Genomic DNA, 20,255 nt, shown 5'->3' with positions numbered 1-20,255 from the left:
ATCCGCACAAGGGCTAACGAGGGTTCCTCCATACAGGAGAAACGATTATGGACCATACGAACCAGAAACTTCAGAGCAACGCACCCGAACCCGAACCCACCTCGCGCTTGTCTCCTGATTCGCTGCTTGCGACCAAGTTCCTTCCTCCGGCCTCCTCCCATGAGATCATTGCTCGCCCTCGTCTCCTGGCCTTGCTCAATGCTGGCCTCCACCAACACGTCATCCTTGTCTCTGCCGCCGCAGGCTTTGGAAAGACCACGCTGCTCGCCAACTGGGTACGTTCGTTTCCTCCAGGTCACCTACCAGTGGCCTGGGTGTCGCTTGACGCGGGCGACAACGTTCCCGTTCAGTTTTGGACCTATGTGCTGACCGCGCTGGAGCAGTGTCATCCCGGACTCTCGCGTCTCCCTTTTGCTGCACTCCACGAGACACCACGCCCCTCCTGGAAAGCGATGCTCGCAGCTCTGATCAATGGCTTGTCCCGGCACAATGAGCACCTGGTGCTGGTACTGGACAATTATGAAGAGATTACGGACCCATCCATCCAGGCCCTACTTTCCTCACTGTTTGAGCACCTGCCACCAACCCTGTGTGTGGTCTTAGCGACACGGACGGATCCTCCCTTTTCCCTTGCCCGGCTGCGCGCTCGGGGACAAATCCTGGAATTACGCACCGAGCAATTGCGCGCAACCAGAGAGGAGATGATCGCCTTTCTGCGCGACGTAATGGATCTCCGGCTTTCCGTGCAGAACATCCAAGACGTGGACGCACGCCTGCAAGGTTGGTGGGCGGGTATGCAACTGGCAGCGCTTTCCTTGAAGGGGAAGGCGCTGCTCGACGATCTGCTGCAAGCACTCCAGGGAACCCAGTCCGCTCTGTTCGAGTACCTGGTGCAGGAAGTGCTGAACCGCCAGCCAGCGCAGGTGCAGACCTTCCTGCTGCGAACGTCCATCTTACCCCGCCTGTGCACCTCCCTGTGTAATGCGGTCCTGGAGCAGCAGAACAGCCAGCTCTTCCTCGAGGAAGTCGAACGGGCCAATCTCTTTCTCAGTCCCCTGGATGAGCAGCGGCAGTGGTATGTCTATCACCCCCTCTTTGCCGAGGCTCTGCGTGCTCGGTTGGAGCAGACCGCTCCCACCGAGGTGCCCGGCCTGCATCTGCGGGCCAGTCGGTGGTATGCGGCCCATCAGGCGCGTGGCGAAGCGATCCAGCATGCGCTGCAGGCGCATGAGTGGCCCTGGGCCGCGTGGCTTCTGGAACAGATTCCCTCTCAGCACGCTTGGAACTGGAGCGAGAACGCGTTGCCTTCTCGCTGGATAGAGCAACTTCCCCGCGAGGTCGTGCGCGAGCGACCTCGTTTGTGTCTGGGCATGGCTCAGAGCCTATTCTGGACCACTCCGCCAGACGTCGCCGAAAGCTGGGTTCATGATGCCAGACGTGCCTGGACACGTGCCCATCAGCGGGAAGAACAGCGACTCATGGCGCAAGATGCACACGAACCAGAGGCGCCACTCCATCTCCTGGGGGAGATCGCCGCCTTGCATGGCTTGATTGCGAGCTTCTATCAAGGTGATGCGGGTGCGGCCCGAGCGTTCTGTCAGGAGGCGCTCACCCATCTGGAGGAACAACAATGGGCGACACAGGTCCAGGTGACGTTTGCCCAGGCTCGGGCGAACGTCGCTCAGGAACAGGTACCGTCCACCATGCAGCAATTGCAGGCTGCATGGCGCTGGATCAAAGTGGAGGGGGATCGAGCGCTCGAGAGTATCTACTGTTGCGAGCGCGCATGGGAAATGACCATAGCAGGGAAATTGCACCAGGCATGGCAATGGAGTCAACAGGCGATCCACGCGCTCCAAACCATTGAGGGGCACCAGCCAACTCACTTATGCTGGCCCTATACCTATCAGGCCAGGATCTTGCACGAGTGGAACCAGTTAGAGGAAGCCCACCATCGCGCCGAACAGGCGATCCAGTTGGGCGAACAGGCCGAAATCCTGGCGATTTTACCTCTCGCCTATGCCCTGTTGGTGCGGATTGCCCTCTCGCAAGGGAGATTGGAGGAAGCCCAAAAAGCCTCACAGCAGCTGGAATATACCTGGAGAGTCATGTCGTCGCCGTATCGCACAGCGCTCTTGAGCTGCGTCGATCAGATGCGTTTCTGGCTGGCATGTGGCGATCTGAAACAGGCACGACGCTGGATGAGCGATCTGGAACAGGAAGAACCGCTGGTTTCTCCGCTGGCGCGGGAACGACAGCACATTGCATACGTTCGCCTACTGCTGGCCGAATCCGAACCGGACTATGCGTTGAAGCTGCTTACCTCTCTGGTCAAACGAGCAGTGGCCACGCAGCGATGGGACCATGTGCTGGAAATGTGGCTCTTGCAAACGCAGGCGTATCAGATGCTCCAGCGACAGCAAGATGCGTTGGCACAGCTTGCGCAGGCCGTGCATCTAGCCGCACCAGAAGGCTACATCCGTTCCTTTGTGGACGAAGGGCCCTCTCTGGCTGCATTACTCTCCCAGCTCAGAAAACAGAAACCCCTGGCGAAAGATCTCCCGTATCTGGAGACGCTTTTGCGTGCGTTTGACCAGCAACCGATACCCCAGCCGACTCAGCTGGAAAAAGAGCCATCCTTGAGCCTACAACCGCTCCTGGACCCCTTGAGTGCACGTGAACAGGACGTGTTACACCTGCTCGCACGCGGTGCCTCGAACCAGGACATTGCGGAAGCGTTGGTGGTCACACCTGGCACAGTGAAGCATCACATTACCCATATCCTCAGCAAACTTGAAGCCACCAATCGCACGCAGGCGGTCGCGCGAGCACAGGCTCTTGGTCTCCTTTCCCAGGGAGAGTAAGCCTTTTTGTAACACAACGTAGGCGGCTGCGCTCTTCTACGCGGAGCAAAGCGGAAACCGAGCAATGATGGTATAGCAAACACATGTTTCGTGCGCTTCGTCCATCGATAGTCTTGCTGGGCAGCAGTTTTCGTACGTGGTGGTCGTGGTTCCTCAGGAACAGGCAGACGTGCTCAGGCAACGAAGCTGATGGTGAAGGCATACATGCCGCCTTCTAGCCTCACATTGAAGCAGTGCCTGAATGATGGCATCCATTTCCTGCCACGCCTGCTGTACGTTGCCCACATAGATCAGGCCCATAGGGTTTTTCGCCATCCGGCAGATGATGCGCAGGCCCCGCTGTTGCCATTCATCGTCACACTCAACGAGACGCTCACAGATGCTGGCCGGGTCGAGCTGCTCTGGGAGAGGCTGTTTATCAAGAGTAACAATCCCCTCCCGGATCACACTCCGCATATTCTGAATCGTGGCCACTCTTCTGCTGGCTCCCAACACCGTCATGATGGCATCCGTATAATTGGTCCAGCGTGGATTGCATTCGGCGACATACAACGCTGGCGATTGCTTGCGCTGCTGTCTCAGATAGTGCTCACGCGCACCGGGAATCATGAGGTCGATATTGGCGATACCACGGAGGGCGTTGAACGGGATGCCACAGAGAGCGGCTGTGTTGAGCAACACATCGAGAAAGAATGTGGCTGCGCGTTCCTCGTACTGCTCTTGCACGCGGCGTAACGCCGCCGTTTGTGGATGATAGGCACTTGTTCCGATGCAGGCGGTATCTCCTGCTCTTCGCGCTCTTTGGAGCTGGCTGTTCCAGCCAAGTGACGCTCCCTCCCCACCCATGATGACCATCGACATGCCGGGTGAGTCCTCTACATCGAGATAGCGACTGATTACCACCCTGTCTTCCTTGTCCGTGTTCATCGTTGCCACGAGTCCCTGCTGCGCACTGTGAAGAGCATTAGCCCAATGCGAAAAAGAAGCGGAATGTCCGGCCCCTTTGGCTTCGCCATGCTGGATGACTCTGATGTGTCCAGCCTTTTCAACGACGAGACAAGAACTGCGGTTGCCTTCCGATTCGGCGGCACGCATAACCAGACCCAGTGGGTATCTCCCAGCGAGCCCTGCTTGCCTATAGAGTGCTTCGATCTCGGGTAGGAAACAGAGGGCTACTCTCGCCAGAGCATCGATGGTGGCGATCCGATAGTCCGGTGCCTGGAACGCATCCGAGTGGAACACATCGAGGAGGTGGTAAAATTCGGCCTTGTTTTTGAGGAGGTGGACCATCTTGCCTGGCAATCCCCACGTCTCGGCCCCCAGTGTCTCCTGGATTAATGTCTCCGCTTCGGGGACATTGATATACGGAATGATCAATGCCTTCTGTCCAGGTATGTCCTGCTGGTGCGCCAGCGCGGCTGTCCGGAATGTTGCAAAGCGCATTGGTTCAATCTCTTTGCCGAAGAGGTAACTGAGGTATGCGAGCTGCCTGCATATGTCCAGGGTGGGTACTTCGAGAAGCAGCCCAACCGTCCTGGCATGCAGCGGTAGGTGACCGCAGCGCCCTGCATAGGTTGCCTCAGCCTCTTTGGCAACGCCTTCGTTGGAGGCACGCAAGGAGCCAGTGGCACCAACGTTATGAAACCCCACTCCTATCTGGCAGGGCCGATCTGACGTGAAGAGTGGGATGTGAAGGATGCTCATACACCTGTCCTTCAGAATGTTAGAACTTGTGCCTCACTACGACGTTCTCCTATCAATGCAAGGCTTCCTCACCAGCTAGCTAGTCGCCTTTCTCCTCACGACATGATCATGCAGTACCCTATTCCCTTGAAGGCGATGGATTCTGGACCCGATCGAGTAAATGCTTCGCAGCGGCTGATACATGATCTCGATTAGGCTGGTTCTTGGTGGTTACTGGTCGGGTTGCTCTTGTTCATAAGGGATATTCCTCTCTTGATATTCCTCTCTTATAGAAGCGAAGGACATTGCACTTTCGTTACAGATACCCTCTTCTGTTCTTGGCTTCCACCGAATAGGGGCAACTCCAGGCAGGAGAGGGTACCGCAAAATTCATTGATGAACTCTTGATACCCTCCCCTGTCCTCTATACAGTTTTTTGATGGCTTATGAGGTAGATTTATAGAAAGAGCCTGGAGCAGAGTCTCTGATTGAACAACATTTGAGATGAGTATGTAAGGAAGTAGTTTAAGATGGTTACTTCATCATTACCAGCAACAAAGCAGCCCCTCTGTGAAAATGATCTCTCTTCCACAACAAGCGCAAGGAAAAGCAGGCGTACGTTCTCACGCCTCAAAGGCAAAACGTTTGTCGTGAAGTTGGGGGGAAGTGCGCTGGAGCATCAGCGTACGGTGATACAGGATTGCATCTGCCTACATGCGCTGGGCGCCAGCATCGTCCTGGTGCATGGTGGTGGACCCGTGATTAATGAATGGCTTACAAAGTTACATGTCCCCATTCGTTTTGAGCACGGATTGCGTGTCACCGATGCCCAAACGCTGGAAATCGTGCGCATGGTCTTGTGCGGTCAAATTAATCAAGAACTGGTGGCCATGGCAACGCAACTTGGTGGAGACGCGGTTGGCCTTTGCGGAACGGACGGAAATATCGTACGGGGGCATATAGCGGACGAAAGCCTTGGATTTGTTGGTGAAATCGACGCCATTCATCCCATGCTGGTGCGGCAGGTACTCGATGACGGCTATATTCCCATTATCGCCCCGCTGGGACTGGGACCAGATGGAAGCAGTCTGAATATGAACGCGGACCTGGTGGCTTCACGTCTCGCCGCGGCCTTGCAGGCATCACGCCTGACGTTTTTGAGCGATATCGATGGCATTTATGGCTCGGATGGTTCTCTCATTTCAGAAATGAACGAGGCGGAGGCCCATACACTCATCGAGAGAGGCGTTATCAAAGATGGTATGATCCCGAAGGTGAATGCGTGCCTCCATGCACTGGAAGATGTCCCCTGCGTCCAGATTGCGAACGGCTGTACCTCGCATGTGCTTCTGCATACACTGGAAGATCTGCCACTCGGGACCAAGTTTGTGCGTTAGAAGAGATGAGATTGCTCACAACAGTTTAGAGAGAGAAAAGCGCTAAAGGGAAAGATAGACACATGCTAGATGAACAACCACGAGGATTTCGCACCTGTGCGAAAAATGTTGGGATTAAGGACACAACGCTGGATTTTACAGTGATTGCCTCAGAAGTCCCTGCTTCGGCTGCCGCGATGTTTACGCAGAATCGGTTTTGTGGGGCCGCTATTCACGTCGGTCGCGAACATGTAGCGAATAAGCAGTTGCAGGCTTTTGTCATCAATAGCAAGAATGCCAATGTCGCAACCGGCGAGCAGGGGCTCGCCAACATTCGCGAAGTTGTGCGGCTCGTCGCCGAGGAACTGGCTATTGCTCCTGACAACATTTTGCCCTCATCTACAGGGGTTATTGGACGACAATTACCAATGCCGCAGATCCGTCAAGGTATTCGAGGGATTGCGCAAGAAATGCGATCCGGTCAGCTTGAGCGAGCAGCCCGTGCCATCATGACAACCGATACCCATCCGAAAATGCGTAGCTGTCGCATTGGCGACGCAGTGCTTGTGGGCATCGCCAAGGGAGTTGGCATGATCGAACCCAACATGGCAACCATGCTGAGTTACTTCATGACTGATGCTCAGATTGAGCCTGAACTGCTGCACCAGTACCTACAAGAGGCCGTGAATATATCATTCAATATGGTCAGCGTGGATACAGATACCAGTACCAGCGATACAGTCGCAATTATGGCGAATGGTCTGGCAGGGCACGTAGACCATGAGGCTTTTCGGCAGGCATTACAACGAATGGCTGTCGAGTTAGCGAAAGAACTGGCACGTGACGGAGAGGGCGCCACAAAACTGATAGAAGTAACGGTTGCGGATGCCGAGTCGTTTGTGCAGGCGAAACGTGTCGCGAAATCTGTCGTCAATTCCCCGTTGGTCAAAACAGCCATTTTTGGCGAGGACCCTAACTGGGGTCGCATCGCCATGGCTATTGGCAAGTGTGAGGAGCAAACCGCTATTGTCCCTGAGAAGGTCTCCATCGCTTTTGGAGATGTTCCTGTGTACCTGGGCCAGCCTCTTCGTGATGAAGATCTTGCGCACGTCAAAACCTACTTAAGCAATGCCGAGATCTGTATTCACATTTCCCTTGGGCTGGGCAATGCCTCTGCACGAGTCTGGGGATGCGATCTCACAGATGAGTATGTTGCTATTAACGGCAAGTATACGACCTGAGGGGATGGCGAGGGGAAGGTGATTTTCTCCCCCGGCCTCAGGCCTTTGCGCGTGATTTCACCTTCTAACCTGGCCAGCAGGCACAGTACAGAGGAAAGAAATATAACACGAGCACCGTTGCTCCGGTTGTGCGTAGAGATGAGAGGGGCGCAGATGAAAACCGTTTCGATTGTCAATATTACAAGCTATACCGCATTGGAATTAGTGCGCTTGCTGGCCCAGCACCCTGAGTTTAGGGTCGTCTCGGTGACTGGGCGTAGTGCAGTGGGCAAACGTTTGGAGGAGATTTTTCCGCACCTGCGGGCGATCCTCCCACCACCCGACCAGAAAACGCCCGCCGTAGATCCTGCTCTTGTCGTCACCGAAGAACCTGCTCAGACTGAGCTAGCTTTCGTGTGCCTCCCACATGCAGCAGCTGCGACAGCAGTGGTGAGTTTGGTCGAGCGTGGAATCAAGGTGGTCGATCTGTCTGCGGATTTTCGCCTCCATGATAGCAAGGTCTACGAGACGTGGTACACCCACCCCCATCCTGCTCCCGCCCTCTTGGAGAGCGCGGTCTATGGCCTGTGTGAACGCTATCGTGAGCAGGTGCGCCTCGCGCCACTCGTTGCTAATCCTGGCTGTCACTCAACCGCCGCAATCCTGGCACTCACTCCTGCTTTGGCGGCTGGCATTGTTGGCCCCAACATAATTATTAACTCCATAACCGGTATCAGTGGGGGAGGGCGTACTCCCGTACTCGCCTACCACTATCCAGAAGCGAATGAGGATGTGTGGGCGTATAACCTGGAGGGCCATCGCCATCTGCCAGAAATCGTGCAAGAACTTGAAGCCGCTGCTGCAATCGGTGGTCATCCCGTCGAGGGTGGGCTACGGCTGACGTTTGTTCCGCATATTGCGCCGATGACGCGTGGTATCCTCTCGACAAGCTATGCTGAGTTGCGTGCAGATGAACGTGGGCAGGTTCCAACAAGCGAGAAAATTTGTGCACTGTATCAAGGCTTCTATGAGAATGAGCCGTTTGTGCATGTGGTTGATCAAGCTCCACATACCAAGTGGACCGTTGGAAGCAATCATTGTTTTCTCCATCCAATCGTTGATAGACGCACACAGCGCTTGATTGTTGTCGCTTGCCTGGATAACCTGGTCAAGGGTGCCTCGGGCCAGGCCATTCAAAATGCCAATTTGCTCTGCGGACTCCCGGAGGCACTAGGATTAGCTGGCCTGAGCATGGTTCCTTAGCTGGTGGTGTCGCAAAAATGTTGAGTTGAGAGAATGGAGCAGGTAATGACAGCACAAGCATCATTGTCACAGCGAAAAATGCATGCTCTCTACCTTTTACAGAAAGTTGGGCTTGAAAGCCCCCGCGATTCCATCCGGGGGATAAAAAGCCGCTCCTTGTGTCACAGCGAAGGTACTCTCGGTCGGGTCGATTTCGAGCTATCCGAGCGGAAGACCAAACAGTGCAGGAAGCAAGTACAAAAGAATTGAACATGTAGTACATGATACTAGAGCTAATACAATTAGCAATACCCCTCTTTGAAATCCCTTCCCAGATTTCTTTTGTTTCTTATCAGGGACATTATCCATACGTAGTCTCTCCTTCAATTAGTGTCTGAAAAGTATTTTAAGAGAAAGAGAGGTAATACTTAAAGCACCTAAATACAGAAATACAAGCACTTAGGTGCATAATGAAATCTTCTGCCTTATGCGCATTCTCATGATGATGGAATGTCAGACAATCTCATTGCACATCCCGTGGGACAGTGATGGTAAATAAGGCGAAGAGCGAGCAGGTTTTGAGGCGAAGAGTGAGCAATCAGCGCGAAGCATGAGCACTGGTGCGCGCGTTACTTGGGAAAACCGCTCCACATCCAGTGGGCAGGAATGGAAAGTTGTAAATAAAACCCATACTCGCGGAAATATAGAGGAGACGAAGAGGGGTGTGACTGAGGGCTCAGGTTTTTTTTTGAGTCTCCCCAATGAGACTCAAAGAAAAACCTGTAAGGCTTCGGGTCCTGCCAGCCTTGCTGCGATGACCAGAAGGCGCCACGGAACGGCTTTGCCTACTCCTCTGGCTTTGATTCAATGGGCTGGTTGATCTCCCAGAGGTTGCCTTCGGGATCAGCAAAGTGTGCCGTGCGCTTCCCCCAGGGCTGGTCGGTTGGGGGTCTCCTAAACGTGACTCCCTTAGCCGAAAGCTCCTCGTAGGCGGCGTCGACATCCTCAACCTCAGCGGCCAGGAGTCCCCGAGGTCCTCCCTCGATCTTGGTCTTGAGCTCATCTTCCTCTGAATCGATCAGGCTTGCGGCGGCTGAGGAATCCAGCAGGAGGAAATAGATGTCTTTCATTTTGAAAGCGGCAGAATGGGCATCGCTATTTTGCATCTCAAGCCCGAGCGTATCTCGATAAAACGTCAGGCATCTGCCCAGGTCTCGGACAAACAACACAGATGCAATGATATCGCGAACCATGGTGTACACCTCTCTTCTTTCTTTGTCGCGTCGGAACGAGAGTCCATGCGCATACGCGAGTTAGGCCCCTTGTCACTCGTTCTGGCGCAGAGCGCATCTGTTCTCGACATGGCACAGTGTAGCACAGTAGGAGGGACAAAACTTCTCGTATCTTGCTCGTTCTTATTTCCATCTCTTAGGAGAAGTAGACCAAGTGTGGAGCGGCCTTCCCAGGCATTCTCCCATTACTGCTCATGCTTCGCGTTGATTGCTCACTCTTCGCCTCAAAACCCGCTCGCTCTTCACCTTATTTACCAAGTGAATCCAAGAGCACGGCAGGAAAATATCTGGCCAAAGTCTTACAAGCACATCTCTGGGGTTTTGCAAAAAAACTTGCTGCACTCTTGCGCTTGAGCAAAATCTTTTTGCCTCATCGCCAGATGCAGGGATTATAATAAATAGATAAATACACTAAGGCGAAGGTCCCAACGGCACCATGGAGCATTTTCAAGCATACCGTCCACTCTTGTTCTCAATCGCGTATCGTATGACGGGGAGCGTGAGTCAGGCCGAAGATATTGTTCAAGATGAGTATTTGCGTTATCAACAGGCAGAAACGGCTACTATTCAGTCACTCAAATCATTTCTCACGGCCATTGTTGTCAATCTTTGTCTCAACTATCTGAAATCTGCCCGTGTTTAGCGGGAGGAGTATATTGGGATATGGCTCCCTGAGCCGCTACTCACCTCATCAAATGAAGAGTCTCCGGAAACAAAGTTCGAGCAGCAGGAGTCCGTTTCCCTTGCCTTTCTCGCTCTGTTAGAAGCCTTGACCCCGCCAGAGCGCGCCGTTTTTCTACTTCACGAGGTTTTCGATTACTCATTTGCTGAAATTGCCGAAATACTTGAAAAAACACCAGAAAATTGTCGCCAACTCTTCCATCGGGCGAAAAACCATGTTGCGAAGAAACATCGGCGGGTGACTGTTTCGCAAGAAACCAGCCGTCGCCTCGCGGAATCTTTTCTCGCGGCGTGCCAGTCTGGAAATCTCGCCTCTTTGACCCAACTGCTGGCTTCTGATGCGACGGCCTGGGCGGATGGTGGTGGCAGGGTTCGCGCGGCTCTACATCCTATCTCTGGACGAGAGACCCTTGCGAAACGGTTCCTTTTCTGGGCGAACCAGATACCCGCGAATCACATTCAGTCCATTGAAGAGATCAACGGGGCACCAGCCCTCCTATCCTGGGGTGACTCCCAACTCAACATAGTTTTGACGTTTGATATTATCGACGGTAATATCACAGGCTTGCGCTGCATGATGAATCCTGAGAAGCTGGCTTTCCTTCAACGCCAACTAGAGAAGCGGCAAGAGCGGCAAAAACTCGACGAATTGATGTAAGCTCACTATTAGCAAAGAGCATCAATGAAAAGCTGGGATTGTGTGTTCGCAAAATTGGATGCCACCCAATTTTGCGAGCACACGGCGTGTCCTCTGTTTTAAAACGTGCATTGTCATAGGGCCAGCGTCGCGTGTAGGTCTGTACCAATTCTACCGTATCTACCTCTGTCGCTGTCGTCATAATGGGAATCAGCTTTGGCTCCATCGGTGGTGCAGGGAAAGGAGTGGCCTGCCAACTCTCATCTAACCAGTACTCGTGGGTTCCATCGGGTTTCTCATCCCACCGTAGGGGCCGATCTTCCTCTTCTGATGAGGGAGCATTGGGAACCAGACGACGCCAGTCACGGATCAGCGCCACCCACACTTCCAGTTCTTGCCCTGGGTGTGGAGACTCATGACAGACCGAAACGTGCCAGCGCTACCTTCCAGATGATTTTGCCCTGTCGATTCGCTCGCAACGGAACAAACTCTTCTCCCTCCCGGAACGACTCCAGCCTTGTATATTGGTCGGTGCGCAGTACCGTGACCACTGTCCGCCCTTCGCCTGCCAACTCTGCCAGGAATTCCGCCGCCATGCCCTCGCGATCTACAACAATGCGTTTGAGGCTCGCCAAGCCAGCCGCTTGCTCATAGTGCGCGAGCATGACTGGCAGCCCTATCGTCAGGTGCTGGTCTCCTCGATGAGTGGTGAAAAGCCTCGGATGACCTTCCTGATCATGCAAGACGACCAGAGCAAACGAAACCTCGCCACATGGTTTACAAATCCTGGTAGTGACGATGACTGATAGCCTCAACTGAAACCTCCCCGGCATGAATGCGCGGGGGTTCCTGTTGCTCACCCACCGTTTCCTTGCTCACCTGACGGAGAACAAGGCTCTTGGTGGGGATAAGCAGGACTTTCGAGCCGACGCGCTCCGGCACGGACAGCTTTCCCAGAAGCCAGCACGCCCATGCTTCGGGGCAGCACTTGCCCCTCATTCGCACGTTGTTGCAGCCCCTCCATCACGGCTCGCAGGCGCGGCTCCGCACCTTCCCAGACGTGCTGGGTGACAGAGGGGATGGTGTGTTCCGGTTCCAGGTGGGCCAGCAAAAAGGCCGAGTACAAATCGCGTTGCACCGGCCCCAAGCCACAAGGGCAGTGGTGCCAGCGTTGTGATCTGAGCTTCTTGACATAGGCTCCGCAGGCATGACAATATTGACTCAATTTGGTCTTGAAGGCAGAGACTTCACTCAGGGTGCCGCCAGTTTTTGCAACTATGCGGGCCAGATGCGCTACAAACATCCCTGGGGCGCGAAGTCCGATGCTTTTCCCATACTGCTTCTGCCATCCTTTGAACGAGGTTTTTTCGATGGTGATGGTATTCCCCACCTGGGCAATGCGATGCGCGAGGTTGCCATGGAGACTTTTGCGGTGCGCGGCGAGTCTGCGCTCCAGGTTGGCATGCTGTCTCCTGGTTGTTTGATACCTCTTGCTCTCTTTCCAGGGCAAGCGTGTTTTGCCCTGTTTCTTGATGCGTCCCATCTCGTCGTAGTTTCCTGGATTGTTTGCACGACGCTGTCGTTCCATCCTGCGTTGCAAGCGCCGCTTTTGTTGAGCATCAGGAACCAGACCCTCACAGAACGCCACAAGATCGGCGTCGCCATCGCGCGGGACAATCGCCAGCGTGGAGGGGCCAATATCCAAACCAATCGTATCGGTTCTTCCCTCCATGTGCTTGGGCTTGACGAACGCATGACCCTCTCGCGACCAGTTGCACGACATAGCGGTTGCCGTCATGGTCAGCGCCCTGTGCTCGTGGAGAGGAGGCTTTGCGGCGGACCAGGCGCACATACTTGATGGGGTGGTGCAGACCATGCTGGACAACAGGATCACGCCAGTCGATGATCGCCGGGATCACTTCTGTATTCCAGAGGAGAAAGCCTCCATCGCCCACACCTGGGTCAAGGAGAAAGCGCAGGCCAACATCGTTGCGCTTGCCCTCGACGCTATCGATGCCGCGCCCTTGACTGCGAAAGCGGACTCGTTTGGCTTTGCCCACACAGACGCTACTCTACCGCGTGATACGCCCGGCTTGCCAGTGTTTGGGCCATGGTACTGTCAATGTGATCAGCGATCCAGGAGGCACGAGCACGTTTCGCGTACTCATGCAGGGCGTACTCCGAAAAGTGATGCTTTGTGCGCACATGAGAAAACGCCTGAGTTCGTTCTTGCCTGTGAGTACGAGGAATGGCACAGGCTTTGCTCCAGGCAGGATCGTTACGCATCCGCCTGAGTCGCTTGTTGGCTTCTCCAAGCAGTGCGTTATACAGCTGCCGAGCAGCCTCCAAGTGAGCGCGCAAGCGCTGCTCCTGGCTCCAGTCCACGCGCAGGGGCACTTCGAGGAGAAATGTTGGGGTCGCGGGCTCGCTTCATGGGTTGCTCAGCCTCTCTCTATCTTTTTGCATGGGGTGCACATGCAAAAGCTCACGTCCCCTGCCATCTGCGCAAAACGATCGCATCCCGGCCCGATCAGCACCGTTTTCGCCTCATCGTCCAGTCTCGCGTTCCCACAGGGGGAAGACGAGGTTCTCTCGTCCGACTCACCCCCGCATCAGTCCCGTCGCTGGGAATGTCGGCCACCGACGAGAGCGCGGTGCCGATCACGGCAAGCTAGAACAAGTGTACTACAACCAGCGGCTCCTGTCAAGTTTGGAGAAACCATCCTCAATTGCTCCCCCACCTACCCCCCAAACAAGGAACGGCTTTTCATCCCCCGGATGGAATCGCGGGGGCTTTCAAGCCCGACTTTTTGTAAGCTCTCCATTTTGTCTCGCTTCCTCACCTCACATGAAGGAACAGATACTCGCGGCAGCCAACTGTGGCTCGTCAGTCGTGCAGGATCGCAAGGCGCGACTGGTGCAGGTGTGCAGGATCGGTGACCGCATCGATGGCGACGATCTTGCCGTGCCTGATGGTGAGACGCAGCAGTAGCCACCCACGCGGGGCCATAACGATTCCCACCGCTCCGTCCACGAGCACCGGTTGTGCGAACGGGATACGTCCCAGGAGATGCCTGGCTCCCCTGGCTACGGCCTGTGCACCACGGACCTCCCTTACCGCGCCTCGGGACACGGCTGCGTGGTCGGCTCGGAACACGATATCTGGATCGAGCACTGCCAGTAGTGCGTCGAAGGAACCTTCGCGCGAGGCGGCGAGGAAGGCATCAACGACTTCTCGCTGGTAGGCAAGATCGGCGTCTTTCCCCATTGCCGACCCTCGCACGCGGCGGCGGGCACGGCTGGCAAGTTGCCTTGTCGCCATCGGAGAACGTTCCACAATAGGAGCAATCTCATCGAAGGGCACGGCGAAGATGTCGTGCAGGACGAAGGCGAGGCGCTCGGCGGGAGAAAGCGTGTCGAGGACCACCAGCAGAGCCAGACCCACTGCATCGGCAAGCTCCGCTTCTTCCTCGGGGTCGATCCCGCCCTCGCGGCTTGTGATGGGCGCGGACACGGACGCTTCCAGAGACTCCTCACGCCGCGACGTACGCGCATGGAGCATGTTGAGGCAGACTCGTGCCACCACCGTCGTCAGCCACCCGCCCAGGTTCGAGACGTTACTCGTGTCGGAACGGCTCAGATGCAGCCAGGCCTCTTGGACGGCATCCTCCGCCTCGGCGAGTGAGCCGAGCATGCGGTAGGCCATCGCTCGCAGGCGAGGACGCTCCGCCTCGAATTGCTCCGCCAGCCAGTTGTGTGTCTCTATCATCGGTCACATTTCCTCGTTTCGTTTTGTCATAGGAGTAACGAAGGAAATCTGGCCGATGTAATCGGAACGGCTCAGATGCAGCCAGCCAGTTGTGTGTATCCATCATCGGTCACATTTCCTCGTTTCGTTTTGTCATAGTAATGACAAAGGAAACCTGGCCGATGTGACAGGGAGACTCACTCCCGCGCACAAAGCGCCGACTGGGCGACCCGTCAAGATCAACCTGAAAAGTCAAACAACGGATGAGGTCCTCATCTGGATGTAAAGGTATCCTGATGTACCTGACGTCATCCAAAGAAGATGGAACATGCAAACACGAATGAGCAACCCCACAACGATTCTTCTTGCTGCCACGCAGGGCTTCCAAGCGCTGCTCAAGGCGACTTGTATCTCGACCTGTATCTCAAATATGCCCTGGTGCATGATCGGGAATTGATGCAAAAAGGAATGCTGGGGTAAACGTACATGCTCAAAAACTTCTTGATGAATGGGCTGCTGATCTCACCGCGTGCGGTGATCAATGCCCCTGCGTTTGCTACCTTACTCGCTGTGGGAGAAGCTTCTGAAGCTTCAGAGGAATAGCAACTGCTGGCAGAGCTTCTTCAGGGCTATCCTCAACGCTTCGAGGCGATCCTCGATGAGATCATTCCTGACTTCTCCTTGTCGTTTGAGGATCTGCAAGCGTTCGCACCAGGGAAAGAAGTTCTGATGCCTCAGGAGTCTCATCCTGTGTGAAATGAGACTCCCTGCAAGGGGCTTCTCAGAAGCATGATACGGTCAATGTTCATTTATAGAGTTTCGTAGCTGGGGTCCCGACATAGCACAGACTAGAACGAGAATAAAAACATGAAAGCATTCGTCACCGGCAGTACTGGCTTGCTCGGCAGCAACCTCGTCAACGCACTGGTAGCAGCCGGTTATCAGGTCAAGACCCTGGCCCGTTCGCGCGAGAAAGCAGCGCAACTGTTCTCTCATCCGCAAGTTGAGATCGTGGATGGAATGCGTTTCAGTTTCCAAGATTGGAGAGACATCTATCATGGCAGTAATGAACATGCAAGGAAAAGTTTGTCTGGTGACAGGTAGCAGTTCGGGTATTGGTAAGGCGACAGCCAGAGAACTGGCCAGGATGGGCGCGACGGTGGTGATGGTCTGCCGCAACCGCGCGAAAGGTGAAGCCGCACAGGCAGAGATCAAAGAGGCGAGCGGAAATGCGCAGGTGGACCTGATTGTCGCCGACCTCTCTGAGCTTTCCCAGGTGTGCCGCGCCGCTAGCGAGTTTACACAAAAATACACGCAGCTTCACGTGTTGATCAATAACGCAGGGGGGGTGAAGAGTCAGTGACCCCATCGCTGAAGCGAGGGGCTTGCGTCTGGACTCCACCGCAACTCGGCATACCTTGAGAGGCGTGCCGCTTTGGCTTCGCTGTCCGACGTATCAGGGGCTACCGACAACAGCCCCGTTCTGGCCCAGTCTTGCCAAACCAGAAGCGTTCGCAGCACCAGATTCCTCGCTCCCACCAGATCCGCATGGAGCGTGTAATGGCAGTTCTGACAGACAAAGACGAGGCCCTTGCCTGGCCGATTGGCCCGCGCGGTGTGCCCGCACCTGGGGCAAGCCTGGCTGCTGTAATCGGCATCGACTTTGATGGCCACTGAGCCGGCGAGCATCGCCTTGTAGGCAATCATGGCCTGCAGTTGGGCAAAGGACCATTGGGAGCGCCGCCGGTTTTCCCTGCGCTGCTTGGGGGAGACCAGCTCGCTGCTTTTGCCTTGCTTTGTGCGCCGGTGCCTCTTTGGCTTGGTGCGCTCTCGAATGTCTGTTAGCTCTTCCAGCCCGATGAGGGACGCGGGGTGCCTGTGGATGATGCGCTTGGAAATGCAGTGGTTGGTCTCAGCTTTCAACCGTCTCTCTCGCTGCTCAATCGCACGCACTTTGCGCATTGCGCCGCGAGTGCCTTTCTGCTGAAGTCGTTTTCTCAGGCGGGTGTAGTGGTCAGCTTGGGCAACCGCCTCTTTGCCCAAAAAGAAGAGAGGATCACCCGAGCCAGTAGTGGTCGAGGTCACCGCCAGGTACCGCCGTCCGACGTCCACCCCAACCACTTGGGGGAGGTCGCCTGGCTCGGGGTCGGGCAGTTCCAGGGAGAGCGCCACCAGCAAGTAGAAGCGCTTTTTCCGCTGGTCATACCACAACTGCGCCGTACCGATGGAGGTTCCCTGCTCGATGAGGGGCCACATGGCGCTCGTAGCCGCTGTAGGGAAGGATCAGCCGACCGGAGAGGGTCAGGACCGAAACGCGCTGCTCGGTTTTGAAGCCGTAGTCCCGGCCCTGCTGATAGGTCACGGTGGGAGAGAGATAGCGGGGCGGCTGGTCGAGTCCTTTGTAGCGTTTCTTGGTCACCCCGGCCTTGCGGCTGGCGGCATGCTTTTTGTATTTGGTCCACAAGCCCTTGTAGGTCGCTCCTACCTGGCGAGGGACAGAACAGGCCATCTGCGCCGGCAAGGCGTAGAGCACCCGAAGCTCTTGATAGGTGCCCTCCTGCAAGCGCCTTTTGCTGCTCATTTTGCCATGTTCGAAGGCGTAGCGGCTGACATAATTCAGCGCGTCGCGATAGGCCAGCTGCAGATTACGAAGCTGGGCGAGCTGCTCGCTGGTGGTGTGCAACTTGAGTTTGGCAATGATGGTTTGTTTCATAGTCTACTTTTCTTTTTGCGGGGCAGCGAACCGGAAAGGCTCCCCCTCCGTTGCCCCACTCCGACAAGGAACGCCTGCTTCCTCCCCGCGTTTGAAAACGGGGGCATCCGCAGGCGATGTCCGGTGAATGGGAAGTGACACCTGACGGATTGGAGTACGCCTTTGCCACCAATTACCTGGCTCCATTCCTGCTCACCGAACTGCTGCTGGATACTCTCAAGGCCAGCGTCCCGGCGCGTATCATCAATGTCAGCTCCGCTGGGCATACCCTCGGGAGAATCGATTTTGCTGATTTGCAAGGCGAACGACGGTATAGTCCCTCAAAAGCCTATGCTCAGTCCAAGCTGGCGCAAATCTATTCCACCTACGAACTGGCCGACCGGCTCAAAGGTACGAGCATCACCGTCAACGCGCTCCATCCAGGGCTGGTAGACTCCAACTTCAATGATGGCCTGACAGGCTTTGTGCGTTTAATCGGGACGCTAAACAGTTTGTTTGGAATAAGTGTGGAGAAAGGAGCGCAGACGACGCTCTACCTGGCAACCTCGCCCGAGGTTGAGGGAGTGAGTGGGAAGTACTTCTCCAAGAGCAAGGAGACACCTTCCTCCAAGCTTTCCTATGACGTGGCAGTGCGCAAACGTCTCTGGCAAGTGTCAGAGGAGTTGATTCGGCCATATGCTCAATCAGCAGCGAATGAAGTACGACCTCGTGGAGAGACAAGGAATGTGTAATGATGATCAAAGTCGGTGATCAACGGAAATTAGGAGCGTCGGAGCTCGTTGTTCCAGTTCTGGGGACGGTATCTGGAGTTGGGGAGATAAGAGCGTCTGGGGTTGTGGTCAGTTATACATGCGCAATGATGTATTCCAGGCGTGCCGCACCTGCCTGGATACAGGAACGGAATTTTACAAGCCCATGATCTGGCTCAGCTCCGCATCTCTCCAAAAAAAGGAGAAGAATGACCACTATCGCTTGTTCTGCGGTGACGATTCAGCCGTCACACTCCTTCATTGCGTTCCGTCATAGGAGTGAAAGGTCAAACCCGGCTAATAGGCCATAAGGCTGAAAGAAAAAAGTGCAGAAGAAATGCTGTCGTTCTGATGATTAGAAGACCTAATGATCGTAAGACAGCAATCTGAGAAAGGACACTTCATCAATGAATCCTCAAATACTAACTGAGCTTGTCGCAGGAGAAGTGATCGTACCCGAAAGTCAGGATTATGATCAACTGCGCAATGTCTTCAATCAAGCAGGAAACCCGGCAATGATTGTACGGGCCCAGAATAATGATGATATCGTAACGGCCATCCGCTTTGCGCGTGAGCAAGATTTAGCATTATCAGTGCGCAGCGGTGGTCACGGTTTGAGCGGACAGGCGACCAATAACGGAGGCCTGGTTCTCGACCTCACCGCCTTCAACAAAGTGGAGCTTCTTGATGCAGAAAGCTCCCTGGTCCGTATTGGTGCTGGTGCCCACTGGGGCGAGGTAGCGAAAGCTCTGGCAGAATATGGTCTGGCCATTTCATCTGGCGATACCAACCAGGTTGGGGTGGGCGGTCTAACTCTCGGCGGAGGCATCGGCTGGATGGTACGCACGCATGGCCTCACTATCGATAGCCTGCAAGCAGCCGAACTCATAACGGCGGACGGTCGCACCCTGCGCGTCAGTGCTGGGGAGCATCCCAATCTGTTCTGGGCTATTCGTGGCGGCGGCGGCAATTTTGGGGTCGTCACCTCCTTTGATTTTCGCGTCCAACCCCACACAACGGTTGTCGGCGGTTCAGTGATCTATGATATGGCCGAAGTGGAAACCGTGCTGGCCGCCTGGACCAGTTCTATGCGCGAAGCGCCGGAGGAGCTCAATTCTACCATCGTCCTCTTTCCTGGGTTTGGTCCGCAAGCCGTCCCCCAGGTTATGGTACTCCTCTGTTACGCCGGAGACGACGAGGTGGCGGCCAACAAAGCTATCGCACCCTTCCTGCAATTAGGTACCGTGAAAGTACAAAATATCCAAAAGAAGCCGTGTTACGCGATGCTGGAAAACGCAGCGCTTCCTCCAGGACTCCAGATGATTGCTCAAGACGGTTTTCTGAAAACCTTGAGCAAAGAGGCTCTGGGAGTCATTGCAGCCAATTATGGGAAGGTGGGTTCGCCCATTATACAAATTCGTAGCCTTGGTGGAGCTATGGCTCGCGTCAGCCCGCAGGCCACTGCTTTTGCCCATCGTGAGAATGAAGCGCTTGTGATAATGGCGGCATTTGCGCCGTCAGCCGCTCCAGAAGAGCAAGTTCGTCACATCAGGCAGGCGGCCTGGCGTCCGCTCGAACTACTGGCGACTGGTGCTTACGCCAATTACTTAAGCGATGCTGGCGAGGCGAGCGTGGCTGCCGCCTATCCGAGCGCCACCTACGCTCGCCTCGCCAGCATCAAGGCCATCTATGACCCTGACAACGTTTTCAACCAGAACCAGAACATCAAACCGGCGGCCAACACTCAAGCCGGGAAGACAGATCCACAGGATGCGCACGATTGATGCGAGGGGAGAGGCTGAGGGGAAGCATCGTCATCCAGTTCGTGCGTCCTTGGGTTTGTCCCAGGGGATGACAAGAGAAACCCGCGCCGCCAGTGACAGAGAGATCGGCTCTGCTGGAAGCACCAGGTGGGCAGTTCCGTCAACAATCAGAGGAGTGTCACATTCTGCCTGTGCTTTCTCGTCTCCTGTCCGAACCGAATGCGAGAGAGGCATGCAAAGCACAGAGCAACACGAAAGGAGAGCACATGATAACCCACCTGTAAATT

15 protein-coding genes and 3 pseudogenes are annotated in these 20,255 nt (G+C 55.2%); 12 read left to right on the top strand and 6 right to left on the bottom strand.

What is annotated here, in order from left to right; genetic code table 11:
• Nucleotides 1–47: 47 nt before the first annotated feature.
• Complete coding sequence (locus tag KRAC_RS00805; protein ID WP_007903745.1) at nt 48–2,864, top strand: winged helix-turn-helix domain-containing protein; 2,817 nt, start codon at nt 48–50, stop codon at nt 2,862–2,864.
• 153 nt (nt 2,865–3,017) lie between these two features.
• Here KRAC_RS00805 and KRAC_RS00800 read toward each other — a convergent pair whose 3' ends face one another.
• Nucleotides 3,018–4,568, bottom strand: coding sequence for a hypothetical protein (locus KRAC_RS00800; protein WP_007903739.1), 1,551 nt, complete (start codon nt 4,566–4,568; stop codon nt 3,018–3,020).
• Nucleotides 4,569–5,077: 509 nt separating this feature from the next.
• Here KRAC_RS00800 and argB point away from each other — a divergent pair.
• From argB to argC, 3 genes are all read left to right on the top strand, one after another.
• Nucleotides 5,078–5,944 (top strand): acetylglutamate kinase, encoded by an 867-nt coding sequence (gene argB, locus KRAC_RS00795; protein ID WP_007903738.1) that lies wholly within the window; start codon nt 5,078–5,080, stop codon nt 5,942–5,944.
• A 62-nt stretch (nt 5,945–6,006) separates the two neighbouring features.
• On the top strand, nt 6,007–7,164 hold the full coding sequence (gene argJ / locus KRAC_RS00790) for a bifunctional glutamate N-acetyltransferase/amino-acid acetyltransferase ArgJ (RefSeq protein WP_007903737.1): 1,158 nt from the start codon (nt 6,007–6,009) through the stop codon (nt 7,162–7,164).
• A 153-nt stretch (nt 7,165–7,317) separates the two neighbouring features.
• Nucleotides 7,318–8,406: an N-acetyl-gamma-glutamyl-phosphate reductase gene (gene argC / locus KRAC_RS00785; RefSeq protein ID WP_007903736.1), complete on the top strand. Its 1,089-nt coding sequence runs from the start codon at nt 7,318–7,320 to the stop codon at nt 8,404–8,406.
• Between the two features lie 824 nt (nt 8,407–9,230).
• Here argC and KRAC_RS00775 read toward each other — a convergent pair.
• A complete protein-coding gene (locus KRAC_RS00775; protein ID WP_007903730.1) occupies nt 9,231–9,638 on the bottom strand; it encodes a VOC family protein in 408 nt (135 codons plus the stop codon).
• Nucleotides 9,639–10,113: 475 nt separating this feature from the next.
• On the opposite strand from KRAC_RS00775, the gene KRAC_RS75115 reads away from it, so the two are divergent.
• From KRAC_RS75115 to KRAC_RS75105, 3 genes and pseudogenes are all read left to right on the top strand, one after another.
• Nucleotides 10,114–10,320, top strand: a complete 207-nt coding sequence (locus KRAC_RS75115) for a sigma factor (RefSeq protein WP_052567823.1) — start codon at nt 10,114–10,116, stop codon at nt 10,318–10,320.
• Nucleotides 10,321–10,332: 12 nt separating this feature from the next.
• Nucleotides 10,333–10,563, top strand: a pseudogene (locus KRAC_RS78015) (sigma factor-like helix-turn-helix DNA-binding protein); the annotation flags it as partial.
• A 33-nt stretch (nt 10,564–10,596) separates the two neighbouring features.
• Complete coding sequence (locus KRAC_RS75105; RefSeq protein ID WP_052567822.1) at nt 10,597–11,016, top strand: sigma-70 family RNA polymerase sigma factor family protein; 420 nt, start codon at nt 10,597–10,599, stop codon at nt 11,014–11,016.
• Nucleotides 11,017–11,408: 392 nt separating this feature from the next.
• Here KRAC_RS75105 and KRAC_RS70505 read toward each other — a convergent pair whose 3' ends face one another.
• From KRAC_RS70505 to KRAC_RS00740, 3 genes and pseudogenes are all read right to left on the bottom strand, one after another.
• Nucleotides 11,409–11,810 (bottom strand): hypothetical protein, encoded by a 402-nt coding sequence (locus tag KRAC_RS70505; protein WP_157506243.1) that lies wholly within the window; start codon nt 11,808–11,810, stop codon nt 11,409–11,411.
• Between the two features lie 41 nt (nt 11,811–11,851).
• Nucleotides 11,852–13,392 (bottom strand): annotated as a pseudogene (locus KRAC_RS64970) (nuclease/transposase family protein).
• A 490-nt stretch (nt 13,393–13,882) separates the two neighbouring features.
• Nucleotides 13,883–14,764, bottom strand: a complete 882-nt coding sequence (locus tag KRAC_RS00740; protein WP_007903726.1) for a sigma-70 family RNA polymerase sigma factor — start codon at nt 14,762–14,764, stop codon at nt 13,883–13,885.
• Nucleotides 14,765–15,071: 307 nt separating this feature from the next.
• Here KRAC_RS00740 and KRAC_RS78010 point away from each other — a divergent pair, with 307 nt between their 5' ends.
• The 3 genes from KRAC_RS78010 to KRAC_RS00730 all read left to right on the top strand — a co-directional run bounded on the left by KRAC_RS78010 (nt 15,072) and on the right by KRAC_RS00730 (nt 16,106).
• On the top strand, nt 15,072–15,200 hold the full coding sequence (locus KRAC_RS78010) for a hypothetical protein (RefSeq protein ID WP_274532072.1): 129 nt from the start codon (nt 15,072–15,074) through the stop codon (nt 15,198–15,200).
• Nucleotides 15,201–15,610: 410 nt separating this feature from the next.
• A complete protein-coding gene (locus KRAC_RS00735) occupies nt 15,611–15,847 on the top strand; it encodes an NAD(P)H-binding protein (protein WP_040441665.1) in 237 nt (78 codons plus the stop codon).
• Nucleotides 15,837–16,106 (top strand): SDR family NAD(P)-dependent oxidoreductase, encoded by a 270-nt coding sequence (locus KRAC_RS00730; protein ID WP_040441664.1) that lies wholly within the window; start codon nt 15,837–15,839, stop codon nt 16,104–16,106. The genes KRAC_RS00735 and KRAC_RS00730 overlap by 11 nt, the downstream gene beginning before the upstream one ends.
• Here KRAC_RS00730 and KRAC_RS00725 read toward each other — a convergent pair.
• Nucleotides 16,100–17,456, bottom strand: a pseudogene (locus tag KRAC_RS00725) (RNA-guided endonuclease InsQ/TnpB family protein). The gene KRAC_RS00730 and the pseudogene KRAC_RS00725 sit on opposite strands and share 7 nt — an antisense overlap.
• 116 nt (nt 17,457–17,572) lie before the next feature.
• On the opposite strand from KRAC_RS00725, the gene KRAC_RS00720 reads away from it, so the two are divergent.
• Entirely contained in the window at nt 17,573–18,187 is a 615-nt protein-coding gene (locus KRAC_RS00720; RefSeq protein WP_083814457.1) for an SDR family NAD(P)-dependent oxidoreductase, read from the top strand.
• A 425-nt stretch (nt 18,188–18,612) separates the two neighbouring features.
• Entirely contained in the window at nt 18,613–19,989 is a 1,377-nt protein-coding gene (locus KRAC_RS00710; protein ID WP_007903723.1) for an FAD-binding oxidoreductase, read from the top strand.
• The last annotated feature ends 266 nt before the right edge of the window (nt 19,990–20,255 follow it).

Source organism: Ktedonobacter racemifer DSM 44963 (assembly GCF_000178855.1).
Classification (GTDB): domain Bacteria; phylum Chloroflexota; class Ktedonobacteria; order Ktedonobacterales; family Ktedonobacteraceae; genus Ktedonobacter; species Ktedonobacter racemifer.
This window is presented reverse-complemented; position numbering and strand designations above follow the sequence as displayed.